Source organism: Xanthomonas sp. LMG 8993 (genome assembly GCF_009835065.2).
Lineage (GTDB): Bacteria > Pseudomonadota > Gammaproteobacteria > Xanthomonadales > Xanthomonadaceae > Xanthomonas > Xanthomonas arboricola.
In genome coordinates, this window is the sequence record NZ_QVIF02000002.1 from 42,148 (window position 1) to 62,258 (window position 20,111).

At 66.4% G+C, this 20,111-nt stretch carries 15 protein-coding genes; 5 read left to right on the top strand and 10 right to left on the bottom strand.

Annotated features, from left to right (window positions below; all coding sequences use genetic code 11):
- Positions 1-59: 59 nt before the first annotated feature.
- Positions 60-980 (bottom strand): LpxL/LpxP family Kdo(2)-lipid IV(A) lauroyl/palmitoleoyl acyltransferase, encoded by a 921-nt coding sequence (locus tag DYQ94_RS03445; protein ID WP_126966886.1) that lies wholly within the window; start codon positions 978-980, stop codon positions 60-62.
- Positions 981-1,056: 76 nt separating this feature from the next.
- Between DYQ94_RS03445 and waaA the strand changes: the two genes are divergently transcribed.
- A complete protein-coding gene (gene waaA, locus DYQ94_RS03450; protein WP_126966885.1) occupies positions 1,057-2,373 on the top strand; it encodes a lipid IV(A) 3-deoxy-D-manno-octulosonic acid transferase in 1,317 nt (438 codons plus the stop codon).
- 576 nt (positions 2,374-2,949) lie between these two features.
- Here the strand turns inward: waaA and DYQ94_RS03455 are convergent.
- From DYQ94_RS03455 to DYQ94_RS03465, 3 genes are all read right to left on the bottom strand, one after another.
- Complete coding sequence (locus tag DYQ94_RS03455; RefSeq protein ID WP_102580728.1) at positions 2,950-4,332, bottom strand: TolC family outer membrane protein; 1,383 nt, start codon at positions 4,330-4,332, stop codon at positions 2,950-2,952.
- A 20-nt stretch (positions 4,333-4,352) separates the two neighbouring features.
- A complete protein-coding gene (locus DYQ94_RS03460; protein WP_024938983.1) occupies positions 4,353-5,009 on the bottom strand; it encodes a protein-L-isoaspartate O-methyltransferase family protein in 657 nt (218 codons plus the stop codon).
- 128 nt (positions 5,010-5,137) lie between these two features.
- A complete protein-coding gene (locus tag DYQ94_RS03465; RefSeq protein ID WP_065032828.1) occupies positions 5,138-5,791 on the bottom strand; it encodes a TetR/AcrR family transcriptional regulator in 654 nt (217 codons plus the stop codon).
- Positions 5,792-6,023: 232 nt separating this feature from the next.
- On the opposite strand from DYQ94_RS03465, the gene DYQ94_RS03470 reads away from it, so the two are divergent.
- Complete coding sequence (locus DYQ94_RS03470) at positions 6,024-9,071, top strand: diguanylate cyclase (protein WP_237474988.1); 3,048 nt, start codon at positions 6,024-6,026, stop codon at positions 9,069-9,071.
- 35 nt (positions 9,072-9,106) lie between these two features.
- On the opposite strand, the gene DYQ94_RS03475 is transcribed toward DYQ94_RS03470, so the two are convergent.
- Positions 9,107-9,991 (bottom strand): LysR family transcriptional regulator, encoded by an 885-nt coding sequence (locus tag DYQ94_RS03475; RefSeq protein ID WP_126966883.1) that lies wholly within the window; start codon positions 9,989-9,991, stop codon positions 9,107-9,109.
- A 120-nt stretch (positions 9,992-10,111) separates the two neighbouring features.
- On the opposite strand from DYQ94_RS03475, the gene leuC reads away from it, so the two are divergent.
- From leuC to leuB, 3 genes are all read left to right on the top strand, one after another.
- Complete coding sequence (gene leuC, locus DYQ94_RS03480) at positions 10,112-11,560, top strand: 3-isopropylmalate dehydratase large subunit (RefSeq protein ID WP_126966882.1); 1,449 nt, start codon at positions 10,112-10,114, stop codon at positions 11,558-11,560.
- Between the two features lie 67 nt (positions 11,561-11,627).
- On the top strand, positions 11,628-12,275 hold the full coding sequence (leuD, locus tag DYQ94_RS03485) for a 3-isopropylmalate dehydratase small subunit (RefSeq protein ID WP_046344204.1): 648 nt from the start codon (positions 11,628-11,630) through the stop codon (positions 12,273-12,275).
- A gap of 94 nt (positions 12,276-12,369) precedes the next feature.
- Complete coding sequence (gene leuB, locus DYQ94_RS03490; protein ID WP_126966881.1) at positions 12,370-13,443, top strand: 3-isopropylmalate dehydrogenase; 1,074 nt, start codon at positions 12,370-12,372, stop codon at positions 13,441-13,443.
- Positions 13,444-14,215: 772 nt separating this feature from the next.
- Here the strand turns inward: leuB and DYQ94_RS03495 are convergent.
- The 5 genes from DYQ94_RS03495 to ilvC all read right to left on the bottom strand — a co-directional run bounded on the left by DYQ94_RS03495 (position 14,216) and on the right by ilvC (position 19,975).
- A complete protein-coding gene (locus DYQ94_RS03495) occupies positions 14,216-15,778 on the bottom strand; it encodes a 2-isopropylmalate synthase (RefSeq protein WP_024940104.1) in 1,563 nt (520 codons plus the stop codon).
- Positions 15,775-16,845, bottom strand: a complete 1,071-nt coding sequence (locus DYQ94_RS03500; RefSeq protein WP_425519426.1) for a threonine dehydratase — start codon at positions 16,843-16,845, stop codon at positions 15,775-15,777. The genes DYQ94_RS03495 and DYQ94_RS03500 overlap by 4 nt, the downstream gene beginning before the upstream one ends.
- 123 nt (positions 16,846-16,968) lie before the next feature.
- Positions 16,969-17,226: an ACT domain-containing protein gene (locus DYQ94_RS03505; RefSeq protein ID WP_054591287.1), complete on the bottom strand. Its 258-nt coding sequence runs from the start codon at positions 17,224-17,226 to the stop codon at positions 16,969-16,971.
- Positions 17,210-18,931, bottom strand: coding sequence for an acetolactate synthase 2 catalytic subunit (gene ilvG, locus DYQ94_RS03510; RefSeq protein WP_016902671.1), 1,722 nt, complete (start codon positions 18,929-18,931; stop codon positions 17,210-17,212). Before ilvG ends, DYQ94_RS03505 begins: the two co-directional genes overlap by 17 nt.
- A 42-nt stretch (positions 18,932-18,973) precedes the next feature.
- Positions 18,974-19,975: a ketol-acid reductoisomerase gene (gene ilvC, locus DYQ94_RS03515; protein WP_039519112.1), complete on the bottom strand. Its 1,002-nt coding sequence runs from the start codon at positions 19,973-19,975 to the stop codon at positions 18,974-18,976.
- Positions 19,976-20,111 lie beyond the last annotated feature (136 nt).

Consider the following 20,111-nt stretch of genomic DNA (forward strand, 5'->3'; position numbering starts at 1 on the left):
CGCCGCACGTCCGTGCGCTGCTGCGGCTGCACGCAGCGCAGGCCTGAGACCGGCCGACATCAGCGATAAAATTCGCTGCGCCCGCCCGGCTGGCGCTTGAAGCGCCGATGGATCCACAGGTACTGGTCCGGCGCCTCGCGCACCATGTCCTCGATCGCCGCATTGACCTGCGCGGTATCGGCGATCACATCGTCGGAGGGGATGTCTGCCAGCGGCGGTGCGATCTTGAGGATGTAGCGGCCACCTTCGCGCCGATGGAAGTACGGCACCACCGCGCAGCCGGTCAGCCGCGCCAACTGGTGGGTGGCGGTGATGGTGGAGGCCGGATGCCCGAAGAACGGCACGAACACGGTGTCCTTGCCGCGCATGTCCTGATCCGGCGCGTACCACAGGAAACCGCCGCGCTTGAGGTGCTTGATGGTGGCGCGCAGATCCTCGTTGGCGAACATGTGCGTGGCATAGCGCAGCCGCCCGCGCTTGACCGCCCATTCGAACACCGGGTTGCGATGCCTGCGGTACATGCCGGCCAGCGGCACGTAATCGCATAGCAGCCGCCCGCACATCTCCAGCGTCATGAAGTGGCCTGACACCAGCAACACGCCGCGCTTTTGTTCCTGCAGACGCTGCAGATGTTCCAGCCCTTCGACCTGCACGCCCGGACGGATGGCATCGATGCTGCCCCACCAGGCACGCGCGAATTCGAACAGGCCCACGCCCAGCGCATCGAAACTGTCGCGCAACAGCCGCGCCCGCCAGGCATCGTTCTGTTCGGGAAAACACAGCGCGAGGTTGACCTCGGCAGCGCGCCGGCGCGTGCCGGCCAGGCGCATCGCGATCCAGCCCACGCCACGGCCGAGCGCGCGCTGCAGTGTCCAGGGCAGGCGCCCGGCGATCACCATGACGGCAAGGGCCAGATACATCGGCCAGTGCCTGGGGTTGCGCAGGGAAGGGCGGACAGCGACGTTGGCGGGTTCGGACATTCGCCAATTCTAAGGGATCATGCGCGCGCGGCAGCGTGCACATGCGCACGCCGCAACGCTCCCGTATCCTGCAGCGATGCGGAAAGACCCGATCGAATGGCTGTTGCGCGGACTGTACTCGGCGCTGTTGTACCTGTTGCTGCCGGTGACGGTGTACCACCTGGTGTGGCGCGGTTTTCGCGTGCGCGAATACTTCAACCGCTGGAACGAGCGCTATGCCTCCTACACGCATGCCTGCGGTCGGCCGCGCGTATGGGTGCATGCGGTGTCGGTGGGCGAGGTCAATGCCGCCGCGCCGCTGGTCAACGCCTTGCGCGCGCAGCGTCCGGATATCCGCTGGGTCATCACCACCATCACCCCCACCGGCTCCGAGCGCGTGCGCGCGGTCTGGGGCGATGCGGTGGACCACGTGTATCTGCCCTATGACGTACCCGGCAGCGTCGGCCGGTTCCTGGAGCATTTCCGCCCGCGCCTGGCCTTGATCCTGGAAACCGAACTGTGGCCGAACATGTTGTTCGGCTGCCGCGATCGCAGGATTCCGGTGTACATCCTCAATGCGCGGTTGTCGGCACGCTCGCTGCGTGGCTATCGCCTGCTGGCGCCGTTGATCAGCCGCGCGCTGCGCAGCGTCACCTGCGTGGCGGCGCAGTCGCACGACGATGCCGAACGCTTCATCACGCTGGGTGCGCGGCCCGACCAGGTGATCGCACTGGGCAATCTCAAATTCGATATCGCCGCGCCTGCGCAGTTGCAGGCGCTGGTCGCGCAGTTCCATACGCATGTGCCGGCAACGCGGCCGGTGTGGATTGCCGCCAGCACGCACGAAGGCGAGGAAGTGGCCGTGGCCGACATCCATGCGCGCCTGCTGCTGCAGTTTCCTGACTTGCTGATGTTATGGGCGCCGCGCCACCCGGAGCGCTTTCCCAAGGTCGAGGCCGTGGCGCGCGAGCGTGGCTGGGCCGTGTCCACGCGCAAGAGCCAGCAATGGCCGCAGGCGCGCGACAAGGTGTTTGTCATCGATACCCTAGGCGAGCTGATGAGCTTCTACGCCTGCGCGCAGGTCGCCTTCGTCGGCGGCAGCCTGCAGCCGATCGGCGGGCACAATCTGCTCGAACCGGCGGCGGTCGGCACGCCGGCAGTCACCGGCCCGCATCTGCACAATTTCTCGGAGATTTCGCGGCGCATGCGCGAGGCCGATGCGGTGGCCATTTGCGACGATGCCGACTGCGTCTACCACGATCTTGCGCGCCTGCTCGGCGACCCAGCCCAGCGCGAGGCGATGGCCGCGGCGGGGCTGGCCTTGGTCGCCAATGGCAAGGGTGCGGTGGCGCGGACGCTGGTGCAGATCGCGCCGGACCTGCCACCGGTGGTGAGCGAAGGCGCGGCGTCCTGAGGATGTCACTGCGCCTGCACTGCAGCGTTGCAGTGATCCTGCCACAGTCACGCTAATGCGCGTCATCCAACGGCCTTGGAGTGCCAGCAGGACGTGGCGATCGCGCAGTCGTGTGATCAGCCGCTTTGGGCGTCATCTGGAGAGTCTCCAGCCGCATTGGTCGAGCGTGCGGTGTCCTCGCCGCTCGCGGGACACGCCGTGAATCGGTCCGTGGAGGCTCGGTGGCGGCATCCCTGCCGCCACACGGTCCCGCAACCGGCGAGGACACCGCAGCAGAGAGTTCGCCGGTTGCTTTGTTGAAATTGCTTGCAAACCTGCATGCCGACCATCTCGACTGGTCCTTGCCCGTTCACCGTCGCGGGACCTGACACGGCATGGAGGCCGCGTAAGAGCTTACTGGGACCTACTTGCGGCGTGTCCCGCGATGGTGGGCGGGCAAGGGCCCTGCAGCCAAGTCGCAGATCAGCGGCTAATGCCGCAGTCATCGCAGGGATCGCACGCAGCCAGGTACGCGTGTGCATCGGACATAAAAAAGGCGGGCCTGCGCCCGCCTTTTTAGTTACCTATCCGCCCGCATTACTGCAGCGAGCCACTGCCCTGCAGCTTGGACTCGGCATCCTGCGACAGCAGGCGGTTCACGTCCTGCAGGTCGGTGATGTCGAGCTTGCCGATCGCCTGGCCCAGCAGCAGACGGTTCTGCAGGAAGTTGTAGCGCGACTGCGCATAGTTCAACTGCGCCTGGAACAAGGTGCGCTGGTTCTGCACCACGTCCAGCACGGTGCGCGTGCCGACTTCCAGACCCACCTGCGAAGCGTCGTATGCGGCCTGTGCCGAGACCACGGCCAGGCGGCGTGCTTCCACTTCGCTGATGCCGGCGACCACGGTCTGGTAGGCATTGCGCGTGTTGCGATCCAGCGCGCGCTTCTGCTGCTCGTAGGTGTCCTGCTGGATATCGCGACGCGACAGCGCCTGACGCACGGCCGACTGGGTGGCGCCGCCAGCGAAGATCGGAATCGACAGCGTGATGCCGATCGAATCGGTATCGATGTCGCGGCCGCTGGTAGTGAAGTTGCCGGCCGCCTGATCGACGGTGCCTGCGCCTCCCCAGCTGTTGGTGCGGCCGATATTGGCGCCAAGGTTCAAGGTGGGGTAGTGGCCCGCACGCGCGGCATTGACCTGCGCCTCGGCGGCGCTGACCTGCAACTGCTGCGCCTTCAACGCCGGATTGTCGGCGATGGCGGTGGCCACCAGTTGATCGACGTTGGCATAGGCGGCCGGTACTTCCGGACGGAACTCTTCCGGCAGTGCACGTAGGCTGACCACCGGCTGGCCGGTGAGCTCGGTCAACGCCTGGTAGTAATCCTTCAGCGTGTTGCGCGCATTGATCGTATCGGCACGCGCCTGGTCGTACTGGGCACGCGCTTCGTGCACGTCGGTGATCGGGGCCAGGCCCACTTCCAGGCGCTTGTCGGCGTAGTCGAACTGTTTCTTGGCGGCCGCTTCGTTGGTCTCTGCCGCCGCCAGCGATTCGATGCCGACCAGTACCTGGAAATACGCCGCCGAGGTGCGGGTGATCAGGTCGTTGTTGGCCGATTCCAGCGTGAAGTCCGCCGCCTTGGCCACTTCGCGCTGTGCACGCAGATTGGCGAACTGCGCCCAGTTGAAGATGGTCTGGTTGCCCTGGATCGCGTACTGACGCTGCTTGGTGGTCGAGCGGCCATCCACGCCTTCCAGCTCGCGGTGCGACTGGGTGTACCCGGCGGTGCCGTCCAACTGCGGCAACAACGCCGCACGCGCCTGCACCTGACCTTCCCGATTGACCAGGCGAGTGGACTCGGCCACTGCCAGCTGCGGATCGCCGTTGCGGGCCATTTCGTAGACCTGCAGCAGATCGGTGGCGTTCGCAGCCATCGGAGACAGGGCGGCGGCCAGCGCCAGGACGAGGGATCGGCGGATCATCGGGGAAGCTTCCTTGGGAATCAGAATTGGAATCGGGGCGTCGGTGCGGCGCCCTGGAGATAGGCGAGGTCGGTTTCGAACAACGATTCGATGCGCGGCGCGTTGACGTCGCCACGGACCAGGACCGCTTCCATCACTGGATCGTGACCGCGCACCACGAACAGCCGGCCGTTCGGGCGCAGCCACTGCAGCCACTGCGTCGGCAGCGACTCGACCGCGCCGGTCACGCAGATGGCATCGAAGCGACGCTCGCTCTGCCAGCCGAACACGTCGGCGGTCTCGATCCGCACATTGCTGCCCAGGCCGCTGCTATCCAGATTGGCGCGTGCAGCGGCGGCCAGTGCCGGGTCGATCTCCAGGCTCAGCACTTCGCGGGCCAGCGCGGCCAGGCAGGCAGTGGAAAACCCGCTGCCGGTGCCGATTTCCAGCACGTCTTCGCCCGGCTGCAGATCCAGCGCCTGCAACATGCGGCCTTCCACTACCGGCTTCATCATCTTGTGGCCGGCCGACAGCGGGATTTCCACATCGACATAGGCCAGGGTCTTGTAGGCCTCGGGCACGAAGGCTTCGCGTGGCAGGCGCGCCAGCACCTCGAGCACGCGCAGGTCCAGCACGTCCCACGGCCGGATCTGCTGTTCGACCATCTTTTCGCGGGCCTGGGAGAAATCGATCGTCATGGTGCGGTTATCCAACGCGGTGGGGCAGGCATTTTACCGGTGCACGGGGCAACTGGCGCATCTAGCATCGCTGCGCGCCGCCAAACGGCGCAGTGCCGGAAGTCATCGCCACCAAAGGCCGGGGGCGGTCAGCGCGGCGCATACGCCCTCAGGAAAAAATCCACGCTGGCCTGCAGGTGCTCGTCCACCTGCGCGCGGGTGGGCTGGCCATGCAGGCCGCACATCATCAGCGCATACAGCTCGCCCTTGAGCAGGCAGAAGAACTGCGAGGCCGCACGCGCCACGTCGTCGATCTTCAGCTGGCCATCGGCCACGCGCGCGGACAGGAAATCCGCCAGCGCCTGCTGGGTTCGCTTGGGGCCGGCGTCCCAGAACATCTCACGCACATGTACGTCGCCGGTGCCGGGCGCCATCATCATGCGGTGGGTGGCGATGGCCGAGTCGGTGCTGACCATGGCGAAAAATGCGTCGGCGATTTCGATCAGCTGATCGCGCAACGCGCCCTCGGGGGCGTGGTCGAACAGGTCGTCCGGCATCATGTGCTGGCATTGCGCACGGATCGCCTCGGAAAACAGGCTCTCCTTGTCGCCAAAATGACTGTAGACGGTGAGCTTGGACACGCCCGCCTGCGCGGCGATGCCATCCATGCTGACACCGGCATACCCCTGCTCCATGAACATGGTGCGGGCAGCGCCCAGGATGGCGGCGCGTTTCCCAAGATCCTTGGGCCGTCCAGGGCCGTTGCTCTTGGCCTTGGACTTGAGGGGGGGCGAGCTGGACATGCCGCCAATACTAGACCATCGGGTTCTATATTTATACTCGCCGCCCGCGCTGCGCCTTGAAGCACTCAGGAAAGATCGCGCCCCCGCGTTAGCTGCGCCCCCGCTTGGTGATGGCCAATAATTGTTTCAACTGAATGCCTCCCGGTGTCATGGTGCGTCCCATCCTTGTGGGGAATCCACCTAGGGCGCCGAAAAACCCCCGGTGATAGATTGACTAACGGTCTGTCGGCGCATGTCGGCAGCCTCTTTTGCCGGCACGACGAGGGGATGGGAGAGCGTGGACAGGGTCGGGGCGCATGCGCATACAGGCTGCGTCCGCAGCACATGCGTGCGGCGGACCGGGCTGCTGTGGCGATGGGCATTGCTGGCCTGCATCCTGCTCGGCGTGTGGCCGGCCGGCGCCCAGCCGCCGACCCATACCGCGTATCACACCGTCACGCGCTGGAGCATGGACGACGGCCTGCCGCACAATCTGGTGCATGCGGTGGCGCAGGGCGCCGACGGCCTGATCTGGCTGGGCACCTGGGAAGGCGTGGCGCGCTTCAACGGCCGCGACTTCACCGTGTATGACCGCCAGAACACACCGGGCGTCGAGCTGGGGGGCGTGTTCGTGGTGATACGCGACAGCACCGGCGGAATGCTGTTCGGCACCGCGTTCGATGGCGTCTATCACTACCAGGACGGCCACTGGCAGCAACTGGGCGACGCTTCGGCGCGGCACCTGGCGGTCAGTGCGCTGCTGCGACGCGCCGACGGCGCGCTGTGGGTCGGCACGCCGCAGACGCTGTACCGCATCGAGCCGGATGGGCGGGTGGTGGACGTCGGTCGCCAGGCCGGCCTGCCGCGCGCGCGCATCACCGCGCTGGCGGCCGAGGGCAGTGGCGATTTATGGGTGGGTACCGAAGTCGGGCTCTATCGTCTGCCCCGCGACGGCAGCGCAGCCGAGGCCTGGGGCAAGGCACATGGGATGCGCGCCGCACCGGTGCGGCGGCTGGCCGGCGATCGTCAGGGCGGCCTGCTCGTTGCAGGCGACGACGGCGTGTGGTGGTGGAGCCGCGGCGGCGGCCTGCAGCGGTTCCGCCAGGGCCAGCGCGTGGATGCATTGCTGCTGGACCGGCGCGGACATCTGTGGATGAGCCTGCCCTCGGGCACGCTGGTGGTCCACAGCGGTGCGAATGCGCCCGACGAACAGATCGCCATTTCAGGAGTGGCCAGCCCGGCGCTGCTGGAAGACGCCGAGGGCCTGATCTGGGTCGGCAGCACGCACGGCCTGTTCCGCATTGCCGAGGGCGCCGCGCACGGCGTCACCCACGAGGACGGGCTGGCCTCGGACTATGTGCGCACGGTGTTGCAGACCGGCGACGGCACCGTGTGGGTGGGCAGCGCGGTGGGCCTGGACCGCTGGCGCAATCGTCAGATCAGTCGCGTGTCGGTGGTGCCGAACCAGGGCGGACGCGTGCTGGAGCAGTCGGTGCTGGCCCTGGCCGACGCCGGCGATGGCGGCGTCTGGGCCGGCACCTACAGCCAGGGTGTGGTGCGGCTGGATGCGCAAGGTCGCGTGGTGGCGCGCATCGGTGCGGCCGACGGCCTGCCGTCGCTGTCGGTGCGCGCGGTGTTGCCGGATGGCCAGACGCTATGGATCGGCACCACGGCCGGGCTGGTGCGCTGGCGCGATGGCAAGGCACGCCGCTACACCGCCGCCGACGGCGTACCCGATGGCTCGGTGCAGGTGCTGTATCGCGACACGCTGGGCACCGTGTGGATCGGCACCGATCGCGGCATGACCGCGCTGTCGGCAAACGGCAGCACGCGCGCATGGCTGGGCGAGCAGGATTTTCCCGGACAGAACGCCTTCGACTTCCTGCGCGATGCCAAGGGCGACCTGTGGATCGCCAGCGATCGTGGCCTGCTGCGGCTGAGTGGTGAGACCTTTCGCGTCTACGACCACCGGGTCGGGCTGCCGCGCGACAAGGTGTTCCGGGTGATCGATGACGGCCGCGGTTATTTCTGGTTGTCGAGCAACCATGGCGTGTTCCGCATCGCGCGCAGCGACTTCGACCAGCTCGATGCCGGGACGCGCGAGCAGTTGAGCGTGGAGGTGGTGGATCGCAGCGACGGCATGCCCGGCAATCAAGGCAACGGCAGCAGCGCGCCGGCCGGCTGGATGACGCAGTCCGGGCAGCTGCTGTTCCCCACCGCTGCGGGCCTGGGCGTGATCGATCCGGCGCGCGTGGGCACCTTGCAAGGCCATCGCGTGCCGATCGTGTTCGAGCGCCTGCTGGTCGACGGCATGGTGCAGCCGCTCACTGGCCTGCATCGCTTCGGTGCGGAGACCCGGCGCATCGCCATCGGCTATGCCGGGTTGAATTTCCGTGGCCCGGACAAGGTGCGCTACCGCTACCGGCTGGAGGGCTTCGACCCGGACTGGGTGGACGCCGACAGCGCCAGCGAGGCGGTCTACACCAATCTGCCGCCGGGGCGCTTCCGCTTCCGTGTCCAGGCGATGTCGCTGCCGGTGGACTGGCGACAGACCGCGCTGTTGGGCGAATCCAGCCTAGTGATCGCGCTGGCGCCGCCGTGGTGGCGGCGTGGCGAAGTGATCGCCCTGGGCATCCTCGGGCTGGGCAGCCTGATCTACGGGTTTTATCTGTGGCGTACCGCCAGTTATCGCCGCCGGCAGCGCCAGCTCAATACGGTGATCGACGCACGCACACGCGAGCTGAGCGACAAGAACCTCGCGCTGCAGCAGGCCAGCCAGGAGCGCGAAGCGCTGATGCGCCAGCTCGAATACCGCGCCAGCCATGACGTGCTGACCGACCTGCCGAATCGGCGCGAGGCCGAGCGGGTCCTGCAGCAATGGTTCGACGATGCGCACGCCGGTGGCGCCCCGTTGGCGTTGGTGCTGATGGATATCGACCACTTCAAGCACATCAACGACGAATACGGCCACGAGGTCGGTGACGCGGTGCTGTCCGCGATCGGCGAAGCGCTCAGTGAACAGGATCGGGCGCAGTGCTTTGCCGCGCGCCACGGTGGCGAAGAGTTTCTGCTCGCGGCAGTGGGTGTGGACGCGGCACAGGCGCGCGCCTTGTTCGAGCGCATGCGCCAGCGGCTCGCCGCGATCGCTGTCCAGACGCAGGGCACGACGGTGCGCTGCACCGCCAGCATGGGCATGGCGATGAGCGATGAGGCACCGAGCCGGCGCGAATTGCTGGCGCTGGCAGACCGCCGTCTGTACCACGCCAAGCGGCTGGGGCGCGATCGGCTGGTGGATCAATAAGGCTGCTGTGTGCCGGCTGCGTGGAGCTGCCGCGCTCATGTCTGCAACTGGTCCGCCTGCGCATGCAGCAACGCGACAAATGCCTGCGCGGCGCGCGACAGGGTGCGCCCGCCATGGGTCACGCAGCCCAGCTCGCGCGACAGCGCCACGTCGGGCAGCGGCAGCGCCACGATCTGATGGTCGATCATGCGCTCCGGCAACACGCTCCACGCAAGGCCCACCGACACCAGCATCTTGATCGTCTCCAGATAATTGGTGGTCATACGCAGGCTCGGCACCAGGGCGCGCTCGGCGAACAGGCCGGCGACGATGCGATGGGTGAACGTGCCCGGGTCCGGCAGCACCGCCGGATGCGCCACCACATCTTCCAGCGACACCGCGCGCAATGCGGCCAGCGGGTGATCCGGCGCCACCACGAACTGCAGGCGGTCATGCCAGATCGGTTGCGCGCGTAGCGGCGCACGCGTATCCGGTGCCAGCGTGGTGACCGCCAGCTCCACCTCGCCGCGCAGCACCGCGGCATAGGCCAGTTCCGAGTCCAGAAACTGGATGTCCAGCGCGGCCTGCGGGTGTTGCGCAGCGAAGCCGCGCAGCAGGGCGGGCAGGCGGTGCAGGCCGACATGATGGCTGGTGGCCAGGCTCAGGCGCCCGCCGATCGCCGCGCCAAGATGCTCCAGTACGCGGCGGGTGTCCTGCAGCTCGGCCAGGATGCGTTGCGCACGCGGCAGCAGGGCCTGGCCGGCCTCGGTCAGCACCACCTGGCGGCCAAGGCGGTCGAACAGCCGCGCCGACAGTTGCGCTTCCAGCAAGGCGATCCGTTTGCTCACCGCCGGCTGGGTGAGATGCAAGGCCTCGCCGGCTGCAGAAAAGCTGCCGCTCTCGGCGATCGCCACGAAGGCGCTGAGGCTTGCCAGATCCATTGCCATTCCCAAATTTCATTTGTTGAATAAACAATATGAATTTGCGTTATCCAAGGCAAGCTCCTAGCATCGAACGCAGCCAGGTGGGTGCTCCCACCATCCGCCAACCGGATCGCCGCAATGACTGCCAAGACGCTGTACGACAAGCTGTGGGACCTGCACGAGGTCACGCGCCGCGACGATGGTTCGTCGCTGATCTACATCGACCGCCACATCCTGCATGAAGTGACCTCGCCGCAGGCGTTCGAAGGCCTGCGCCTGGCCGGGCGCAAGCCGTGGCGCATCGACGCCAACATCGCCACGCCCGACCACAACGTGCCGACCACGCGTGCCGAGCGCCAGGGCGGGCTGGAGTCGATCTCCGACGAAGTCTCGCGCCTGCAGGTGCAGACGCTGGACGAGAACTGCGACGACTTCGGCATCCTCGAGTTCAAGATGAACGATGCACGCCAGGGCATCGTGCATGTGGTCGGCCCGGAGCAGGGCGCCACCCTGCCGGGCATGACCGTGGTCTGCGGCGATTCGCACACCTCCACGCATGGCGCGTTCGGCGCGCTGGCGCACGGCATCGGCACCTCCGAGGTCGAGCATGTGCTGGCCACGCAATGCCTGATCGCCAAGAAGATGAAGAACATGCAGGTGCGCGTGGAAGGCACGCTGCCGTTCGGCGTGACCGCCAAGGACATCGTGCTGGCGGTGATCGGCAGGATCGGCACCGCTGGCGGCAACGGCCATGCACTGGAATTTGCCGGCAGCGCGATCCGCGACCTGTCGATGGAAGGCCGCATGACCATTTGCAACATGTCCATCGAAGCCGGTGCGCGCGTGGGCATGGTGGCGGTGGACGAAAAGACGATTGCCTACGTGCAAGGTCGCCCGTTCGCGCCCAAGGGCGCCGACTGGGAGGCGGCCGTCGCGCTGTGGCGCACGCTGGTCTCCGATGCCGACGCGCACTTCGACACGGTGGTGGAGCTGCGCGCCGAAGACATCAAGCCGCAGGTCAGCTGGGGCACCTCGCCGGAAATGGTGCTGGCGGTGGATCAGCTGGTGCCCGACCCGGCAACCGAACAGGATCCGACCCGGCGCGATTCGATCGAGCGCGCGCTGAAGTACATGGGCTTGCGCGCAAACCAGCCGATCACCGAGATCCGCCTGGACCGGGTGTTCATCGGCTCGTGCACCAACTCGCGCATCGAAGACCTGCGTGCGGCCGCTGCGGTTGCGAAGGGCCGCAAGGTCGCCTCCACGATCAAGCAGGCGTTGGTGGTCCCCGGCTCGGGCCTGGTCAAGGCGCAGGCCGAGGCCGAAGGCCTGGACAAGGTATTTCTGGACGCCGGTTTCGAATGGCGCGAGCCGGGTTGCTCGATGTGTCTGGCGATGAACCCGGACAAGCTGGGCAGCGGCGAACACTGCGCCTCCACCTCCAACCGCAATTTCGAAGGCCGCCAGGGCGCCGGCGGCCGCACCCATCTGGTCAGCCCGGCGATGGCCGCAGCGGCGGCGGTCAGCGGGCATTTTGTTGATGTGCGTGACCTTGGAGATTCGGGAATAGGGATTCGGGATTCGTAAAAAGCGCTCCGCCATCCCCAGCCTTTTCGAATCCCCAATCCCCAATCCTCAATCCCGGCCTCTCTCAATGACCCCTTTCACCCAACACACCGGACTGGTGGCGCCGCTGGATCGCGCCAATGTCGATACCGACCAGATCATTCCCAAGCAATTCCTCAAGTCGATCAAGCGCACCGGCTTCGGGCCGAACCTGTTCGACGAATGGCGGTATCTGGACATCGGCGAGCCCGGCCGTGACAACAGCCAGCGCCCGCTCAATCCGGAGTTCGTGCTCAATTTCCCGCGCTATCAGGGCGCCAGCGTGCTGCTGGCACGCGAGAACTTCGGCTGCGGTTCCTCGCGCGAGCACGCGCCTTGGGCGCTGGACGAATACGGCTTCCGCACCGTGATCGCGCCCAGCTTTGCCGACATCTTCTTCAACAACAGCTTCAAGAACGGCCTGCTGCCGATCGTGCTGGCCGAAGCGGAAGTGGACGCCCTGTTCGAGCAATGCCTGGCCACCGAGGGCTATCAACTCACTGTGGATCTGGCCGCACAGCGCGTGCGCCGCCCCGATGGCGTGGAATACGGCTTCGACATCGATGCATTCCGCAAGCACTGCCTGCTCAACGGCCTGGACGACATCGGCCTGACCCTGCAGGACGCCGATGCGATCGGTCGCTTCGAGCAAGGCCATCGCGCGCGTCAACCGTGGCTGTTCGGCGCGCTGCAGTAAGGTCGCCGGCGGTCACCGATGAGCCGGTCATGCCAGGTGTGTGTGGCGCGATGTTGATTTCCAAGGCGCTGCGGCGCCAACTGACGAGGATTGCATGAGCAAGCAGATTCTGATTCTTCCTGGCGACGGCATTGGCCCGGAGATCATGGCCGAAGCGGTCAAGGTGCTGACGCGCATCGATGCGCAACATGATTTGGGTTTCAGCGTGGTGTACGACGAACTGGGTGGCGCGGCCTACGACAAGTACGGCAGCCCGCTGGCCGACGAAACGCTGGAGCGTGCCCGCGCTGCCGACGCGGTGCTGCTGGGCGCCGTCGGTGGGCCGCAATGGGACACCATCGACCCATCGTTGCGCCCGGAGCGGGGCCTACTCAAGATCCGCTCGCAGCTTGGGTTGTTCGCCAATCTGCGTCCGGCACTGCTGTATCCGCAGCTGGCGGAGGCCTCCACGCTCAAGCCGGAGGTGGTGTCCGGGCTGGATCTGCTGATCCTGCGCGAGCTCACCGGCGGCATTTATTTCGGTCAGCCGCGGGGCACGCGCACGCTGGAAAACGGCGAGTGTCAGGCCTACGACACGCTGCCATACAGCGAAAGCGAGATCCGCCGCATCGCCAAGGCCGGTTTCGAGATGGCACGTTTGCGCGGCAAGAAGCTGTGTTCGGTGGACAAGGCCAATGTGCTGGCATCGAGCCAGCTATGGCGTGCCGTCGTCGAAGAAGTGGCCAAGGACTATCCGGACATCGCGCTGTCGCACATGTACGTGGACAATGCAGCGATGCAGTTGGTGCGTGCGCCCAAGCAGTTCGACGTGATCGTGACCGACAACATGTTCGGCGACATCCTGTCCGACCAGGCGTCGATGCTCACCGGCTCGATCGGCATGCTGCCCTCGGCCTCGCTGGATGCCAACAGCAAGGGCATGTACGAGCCGTGCCATGGCTCGGCGCCGGACATTGCAGGCAAGGGCATCGCCAATCCGCTGGCCACCATCCTGTCGGTGGCAATGATGTTGCGCTATACGTTTGCGCAATCTGCTGCCGCTGATGCGATCGAGCAAGCGGTCGGCAAGGTGCTCGACCAAGGCCTGCGCACCGCCGACATCTGGTCGGAAGGCACGACCAAGGTTGGCACGGTGGCAATGGGCGATGCAGTGGTGGCCGCGCTGTAACAGCGATCGCTTCCTTGATGCGTGGTGGCCGTCCTGGTGGCTATCGTTCTTCTGACGATAGCCACTTTCGTTTGGCGGCTGCCTCATCCGTGACCACATCATTCAACCGAAGCATCTGCATGAACCTGCGGATGGCGTGCGCAGGACTGGTCGGCATGCAGGGTCGGTCGGTAGCGCGGCGCCGCATCCGATGTCGGGACGCGCCGTCAATCCGTCCCTGGAGGCTCGGTGGCGGCATCCATGCCGCCACACGGTCCCGCCCCCCGACGCGGCACCACGCTCCCAAGATTGCTACTGCTGACCGGCAAGCAATGCGTCAAGCACGTGTTGATGCCTGCGGACTTCCTGGCCGATGTAATCAGCAAGCCATCTATCTGCTCACGTCGCCAGGATGGACGCTCCGAAGGACCTCCAGCCCGGCATGCGCTCTGCATTTCTTTCCGCACCCGATAGCAATTGGTGGTGCTTGCGCGGGTGCCGGCGTGGGACCTTGAGCGGCATGGATGCCGCGCCAGAGCCTACATGGACGTACTTGCGGCGTGTCCCACACCGGTACGCGTGCAAGCGTCTGCAGCAACCCGATGCATTCGTATAAAACCCGCAGATGCCGCCCCCAAGATCGGTGGCGCGGCGCCGTATCCAGTGACGGTAGGCGCACAGGCGCCCGCAGCAAATCGACGCCCTTGCAAGAAAGCTGGGACACCAAAACCAGAACGGCCAGCAGATCACACTGCCGGCCGTCAGGTTTGCATCGTCCAGCGAATGAGCGGTGTTACGCCACCGCAGCCGTCTTGCCGGCAACCACGCCGCGCTCGCGCTGACGCAGCAGGCGGTTGGCCACATCCAGCCACGCCAGGGCGCTGGCTTCGATGATGTCCTTGCTGGTGCCGGTGCCCTCGTATTCCACACCGTCGTGGCGCACGCTCAGGCTGGCTTCGCCGCGCGCATCTGCGCCGATGCCCACGCTGTGTACCTGGTAGCTGTCCAGCTCCAGCTTCACACCGGTGGCCGACGCCAGCGCGCCGAAGAGCGCGTCTACCGGGCCATTGCCCTGTGCGGTTTCGGCCACGCGATTGCCTTCCGGGTCGGACAATTCCACCAGCGCATTGGCACGGCTGCCGACATCGCTGATGGTCATCGACGCCAGGCGATAGCCTTCCTGCACGGTGGCGTCCTGCATCAAGGCCTGCAGATCCGCGTCGGTGACCACGCGCTGCTTTTCGCACAACGCCTTGAACTGCTCGAAGACCAGCTTGACCTCTTCTTCCTCCAGCAGGTACCCCAAGGCACGCAGGCGCTGTTCCACCGCCGCGCGGCCGCTGTGGCGGCCCAGCACCATCTGCGAGGACTCCCAGCCCACGTCTTCCGGACGCATGATTTCGTAGGTGCCGCGATGGCGCAGCATGCCGTGCTGGTGGATGCCCGACTCGTGCGCGAACGCATTGCCGCCGACCACTGCCTTGTTGCGCTGCACCGGCATGCCGACCAGGCGCTGCAGCAACTGCGAGGTGGAGACGATGCGAGGGGTGTTGATGTCGGTGTCGATGTTGTAGAACGCACCGCGCACCTTCAGTGCCATGGTGATTTCTTCCAGCGCGCAGTTGCCAGCACGCTCGCCGATGCCGTTGATGGTGCACTCGACCTGCCGTGCGCCGCCTTCGATCGCCGCCAGCGAGTTGGCCACCGCCAGGCCCAGATCGTTGTGGCAGTGCGCGCTGAAGATCACGGTGTCGGCACCTTCCACGCTGGCGATCAGGCGCGAAAACATGCCGCGGATTTCTTCCGGCGTGGTAAAGCCCACCGTGTCCGGCAGATTGATCGTGGTGGCACCGGCGGCGATCGCTACGCGCGCCACCTCGGCCAGGAAATCTTCTTCGGTGCGGGTGGCGTCTTCGGCGGAGAACTCGATGTCGTCGATATAGCCGCGCGCCAGCGTCACATGCTTGTGCACCGACTCCAACACCTGCTCGCGGCTCATGCGCAGCTTGTGCTCGCGGTGCAGCGGGCTGGTGGACAGGAAGACATGCAGGCGCGGATTGGCGGCCGCCTCCAGTGCACGTGCGGAGGTTTCGATGTCGGCCTGCAGGCAGCGCGACAGCACCGCCAGCGTGGGGCGACGCAGCTCGCGGCCGATCATCGCGACGGCCTCGCGGTCCGAATGCGAACTGGCCGGGAAACCGGTTTCGATGATGTCCACGCCGAGTTCGTCCAGCGCGCGCGCCATTACCAGCTTTTGCTGGGGCGTCATGCTGCAGCCGGGGGATTGCTCGCCGTCGCGCAGGGTGGTGTCGAAAATTCGGATACGCGGGGTCTGGTTGGATACGGTCGTGTTCACCAGGAAGACTCCTCTACGGCGATGGCGGTGACAGGCGTTGGAGCGACTGCGGATGGGCGGGAAAGAACGGGTGTTTCGGGAAGTGACTTGGCGCTGCGTTCGTTGCGAAGTCGCTCGGTGTTGCGACGACGCGGCTTGCGTGGCGGCCGCGGCCGCACCTCGGACAAGAGTGTGGCCAGAACAGTTGCGTCGATATTACCGCCAGAGACCACCGCACACTTGCGTTTCCCTGAAACGCGGCGACCGGCGGCCAAGGCCAGCGCGCCAGCGCCCTCGGCGATGACGTGTTCTTCCAGGGCCAGGCGCACCAGCGTTTCGCGCAATTCGGCCTCGCGCACGATCACCACATCGTCGAGCAGGCTCGCGCACAGGCGGCGGGTCAGAAAGCCGGGAATCTTGACCTTCACGCCGTCGGCCAGGGTGGGGACGGGAGAGATTTCACGCAGATCGCCACGTACGGCGCGCGCCATCGAGTCGACACCTTCCACCTGCGCGCCGACGATGCGCACGCCTTGCGATTTCAGCGCCAGCGCCACCCCGGAGGCCAGCCCGCCACCGCCGATCGGCACGATCACCACGTCCGGCGCATGCGCGGCCAGCTCGATGCCGACCGTGCCTTGCCCGGCGATCACATCCGGGTCGTCGAAGGCGGACAGAAAACGGTAGCCGTTCTGGTCGGCCAGCTCGCGCGCGAACGCAAACGCCTCGTCGTAGCTGTTGCCATGCTGGCGGACGGTGGCGCCCCAGTGCGCGACGCCGGCGATCTTGGTCTGCGGCGCGCCGTAGGGCATCACCGTGATGGCCTGCACGCCCAGCCGGTACGCCGACCACGCTACGCCTTGCGCATGATTGCCGGCCGAGGCGCAGATCACCGGGCGCTCGTCGCCGCGTTCCAGCCCCGCCAGCAAGGCGTTCAATGCACCGCGCACCTTGTACGAGCCGGTGCGCTGCAGATTTTCCAGCTTCAACCACACACCGAAGCGCTCGGCGTAATGCAGCGGCGTGGGCGACAGATACTTGCGCAGACGGGCCTGCGCGGCCAGAACGTCGGCCACGCTGACCGCCACGTCGCCTACGTCTGGCTCCTGCGGGGAGGGGCGGCCGGAATCAGGCATTGCGGCACGCGCACGGCCGATCCGGGAGAAGACACCTCCGGACAGCAGTTTCATGCTCGCGCGAGGTCCGGGCGTTCACGCCGCGACCTCGACCGAGTCCAGCGCGGTGATCGTCACCGACTCGCAGTCGTACACCTTCTCCAGCTGCAGGCGCAGCGTCTCCGGCGGGCGGGTGCTGTCCACGTCCAGTTGCAGATGCCAGCGGCCGGCATCGTCCGGGGCGCTGGCGCCGTGGATGGCGCAGGGGCGGAAGCCGCGTCGCTCGGTCATGCCGAGCACGCGCACCAATGCGCCTTCGGCCGGCTTCAGCACCAGATCAAGCCGGTAACGCATGCGATGTCTCCTTGGCCGCGTGTGCGGGATTGCTGTCCAGCATGGTGCTGTTGGCGTTGTTGGGCGGCACCAGCGGCCATACGTTGGCACGCGCGTCGATGGCCACATGCAGCAGGCCGGGGCCGGGTTGCGCCAGCAGTTCGGCCAGCGCGGCATCGACATCGCCGCGCGCGATGATGCGCTTGGCCGGGATGCCGAAGACCTGCGCCAGGGCGGCAAAATCCGGGTTGTCGGACAGATCGATTTCGCTGTAACGCTCGGCAAAGAACAGTTCCTGCCACTGCCGCACCATGCCCAGCGAGCTGTTGTCCAGCAACACGATTTTGACCGGCAGCTTGCAGCGCGCGATCGTCACCAGCTCCTGCACGTTCATCATGAAACTGCCGTCGCCGGAGACCAGCACCACGGTGCGGTCGGGGCAGGCGAACTGCGCGCCCATCGCCGCCGGCAGGCCGAAGCCCATCGTGCCGAGCGCGCCGCTGGTGAGGTGATTGCGCGGATCGTTGAAGCGGCAATGCTGGGCCACCCACATCTGATGCTGACCTACATCGCACGCGATGATGGTGTCGGCCGGGGCTACTTCGCTCAGGCGCTTGAGCAGCGCCGGCGCGTAGATATCGGTGCCGGGCGCGTCGTAACGCGCGCCGAATTTTTCGCGGTTGGCAAAGCAGCGCGTACGCCATGCCTGGCAATTGCCACGTGCCGCGCTCAGTGCTTTCAGGCTGACCGCCACATCGCCGGGCACGGCGATGTCGGCCGTACGCAGCTTGGAGATTTCATACGCATCGGCATCCAGATGGATGACGCGCGCGAATGGTGCGAACTCGCTCAACTTGCCGGTGGCACGGTCATCGAAGCGTGCGCCGACCACCACTAACAGATCGCATTCCTGGATCGCCATATTGGCCGCGCGGGTGCCGTGCATGCCCAGCATGCCCAGATAATCCGGATGCGCATGCGGCAGCGCGCCCAGGCCGCGCAAGGTCAGCGCGGTGGGAATGCCGGTGGCTTCGACAAAGCGCCGAAATGCCTCCACCGCACCGGCCAGGGCGATGCCGCCACCGCCGTACACCACCGGGCGTTCGGCGCTGGCGATGGCCGCCAGCGCTTCGGCCAATTTCGCATCTTCCGGGGCCGGAGGCGGCAACACTGCCGCCGGCACATGATCGGGCAGATGCGAGGCATCGGCGATCTGCACGTCCTTGGGCAGGTCGATCAGCACCGGCCCGGGGCGTCCCTCGCGCGCAATGCGGAACGCTTCGCGCACCATCTCCGGAAGATCCTCCACACGCCGCACCAGAAAACTGTGCTTGACGATCGGCATGGTCATGCCGAACACGTCCAGTTCCTGGAACGCATCGGTGCCCAGTAGGGGCGTGGCGACCTGGCCGGTCAGGCACACCATCGGGACCGAATCGAGCATCGCATCGGCGATGCCGGTGACCAGATTGGACGCGCCCGGGCCGGAGGTGGCCACGCACACGCCGACCCGGCCGCTGGCACGGGCGTAGCCGTTGGCAGCGAGGGCGGCGCCCTGTTCGTGACGGACCAGGATGTGCTTGAGCCTGGAATCCACCAGGGCGTCGTAGAACGGCATGATGGTGCCGCCCGGATAACCGAACAGCGTTTCCACGCCTTCGGCTTCCAGGGCCTGCGTCAGCCAGCGCGCGCCGTTGCGGGGCGTGCTGTGTGCGGAGGTGTTCATGCGTTGCGGACCTTCGGTGTTAGCGGTGGGGGTGCGGCGCCATTACGCCGCTTGTTGATTCGCTGGTGCGGCGGCGGCTTGCTGCTGACCGTTGAGCCACACCATCTTGGCGCGCAGCTTCTTGCCCACTTCCTCGATCGGGTGCTCCAGATCGGCCTGCTTGAACTTGTTGTAGTTCGGCAGGCCGGCTTCGTACTCGGCCACCCAGTTCTTGGTGAAGGTGCCGTTCTGGATATCGGTCAGCACGTCCTTCATGCGCGCCTTGGTGCTGGCGTCGATCACGCGCGGGCCGCTGACATAATCGCCGTATTGCGCGGTTTCGGACACGAATTCCAGCATGCGGGTGATGCCGCCTTCGTAAAACAGGTCCACGATCAACTTCAGTTCGTGCAGCACTTCGTAGTACGCGATCTCCGGCTGGTAGCCGGCTTCCACCAGCACTTCGAAACCGGCCTGCACCAGCGACGAGGCGCCGCCGCACAGCACGGCCTGCTCGCCGAACAGATCGGTTTCGGTCTCTTCCTTGAAGGTGGTCTTGATGATGTTGGCGCGCGCGCCGCCCAGGCCGCCGGCATAGGTCAGCGCGAACTGCTCGGCCTTGCCGCTGGTGTCCTGGTAGACCGCGTAGATGCACGGCACGCCGCGGCCGATCTCATATTCGCGACGCACCAGCGCGCCCGGACCCTTCGGCGCGACCAGCACCACGTCCAGATCGGCGCGCGGGGTGATCATGTCGAAATGCACGTTCAGGCCATGCGCAAACAGCAGGCAGGCGCCTTGCTTCATGTTCGGGGCGATGACCTCTTCGTAGAGCTTCTTCTGCACCATGTCCGGGGTCAGGATCGCGACCAGGTCGGCACTCTTGACCGCCTCGGCCGGCGCCACCACGGTGAAGCCGTCGGCCTGAGCCTTGGATTCGGTCGGGCCACCGGCACGCAGGCCGACGGTGACGTCGAAGCCGGAATCGCGCAGGTTCAGCGCATGCGCGCGGCCCTGGCTGCCGTAGCCGATGATCGCGATTTTCGGTTGGGTGTCGTTGCTCATGGAGTAGTCCTTGCGGGGTTGGCAGTGGGAAAAGGATCAGCCGGCAGCGTCAGGGGCTGGCCGGCCGAGCAAAGCGGGGATGGACGACGGCACCGGCCACGCAGGCACTGCACCAGCGCAGTGGTCGGCGCGGGTA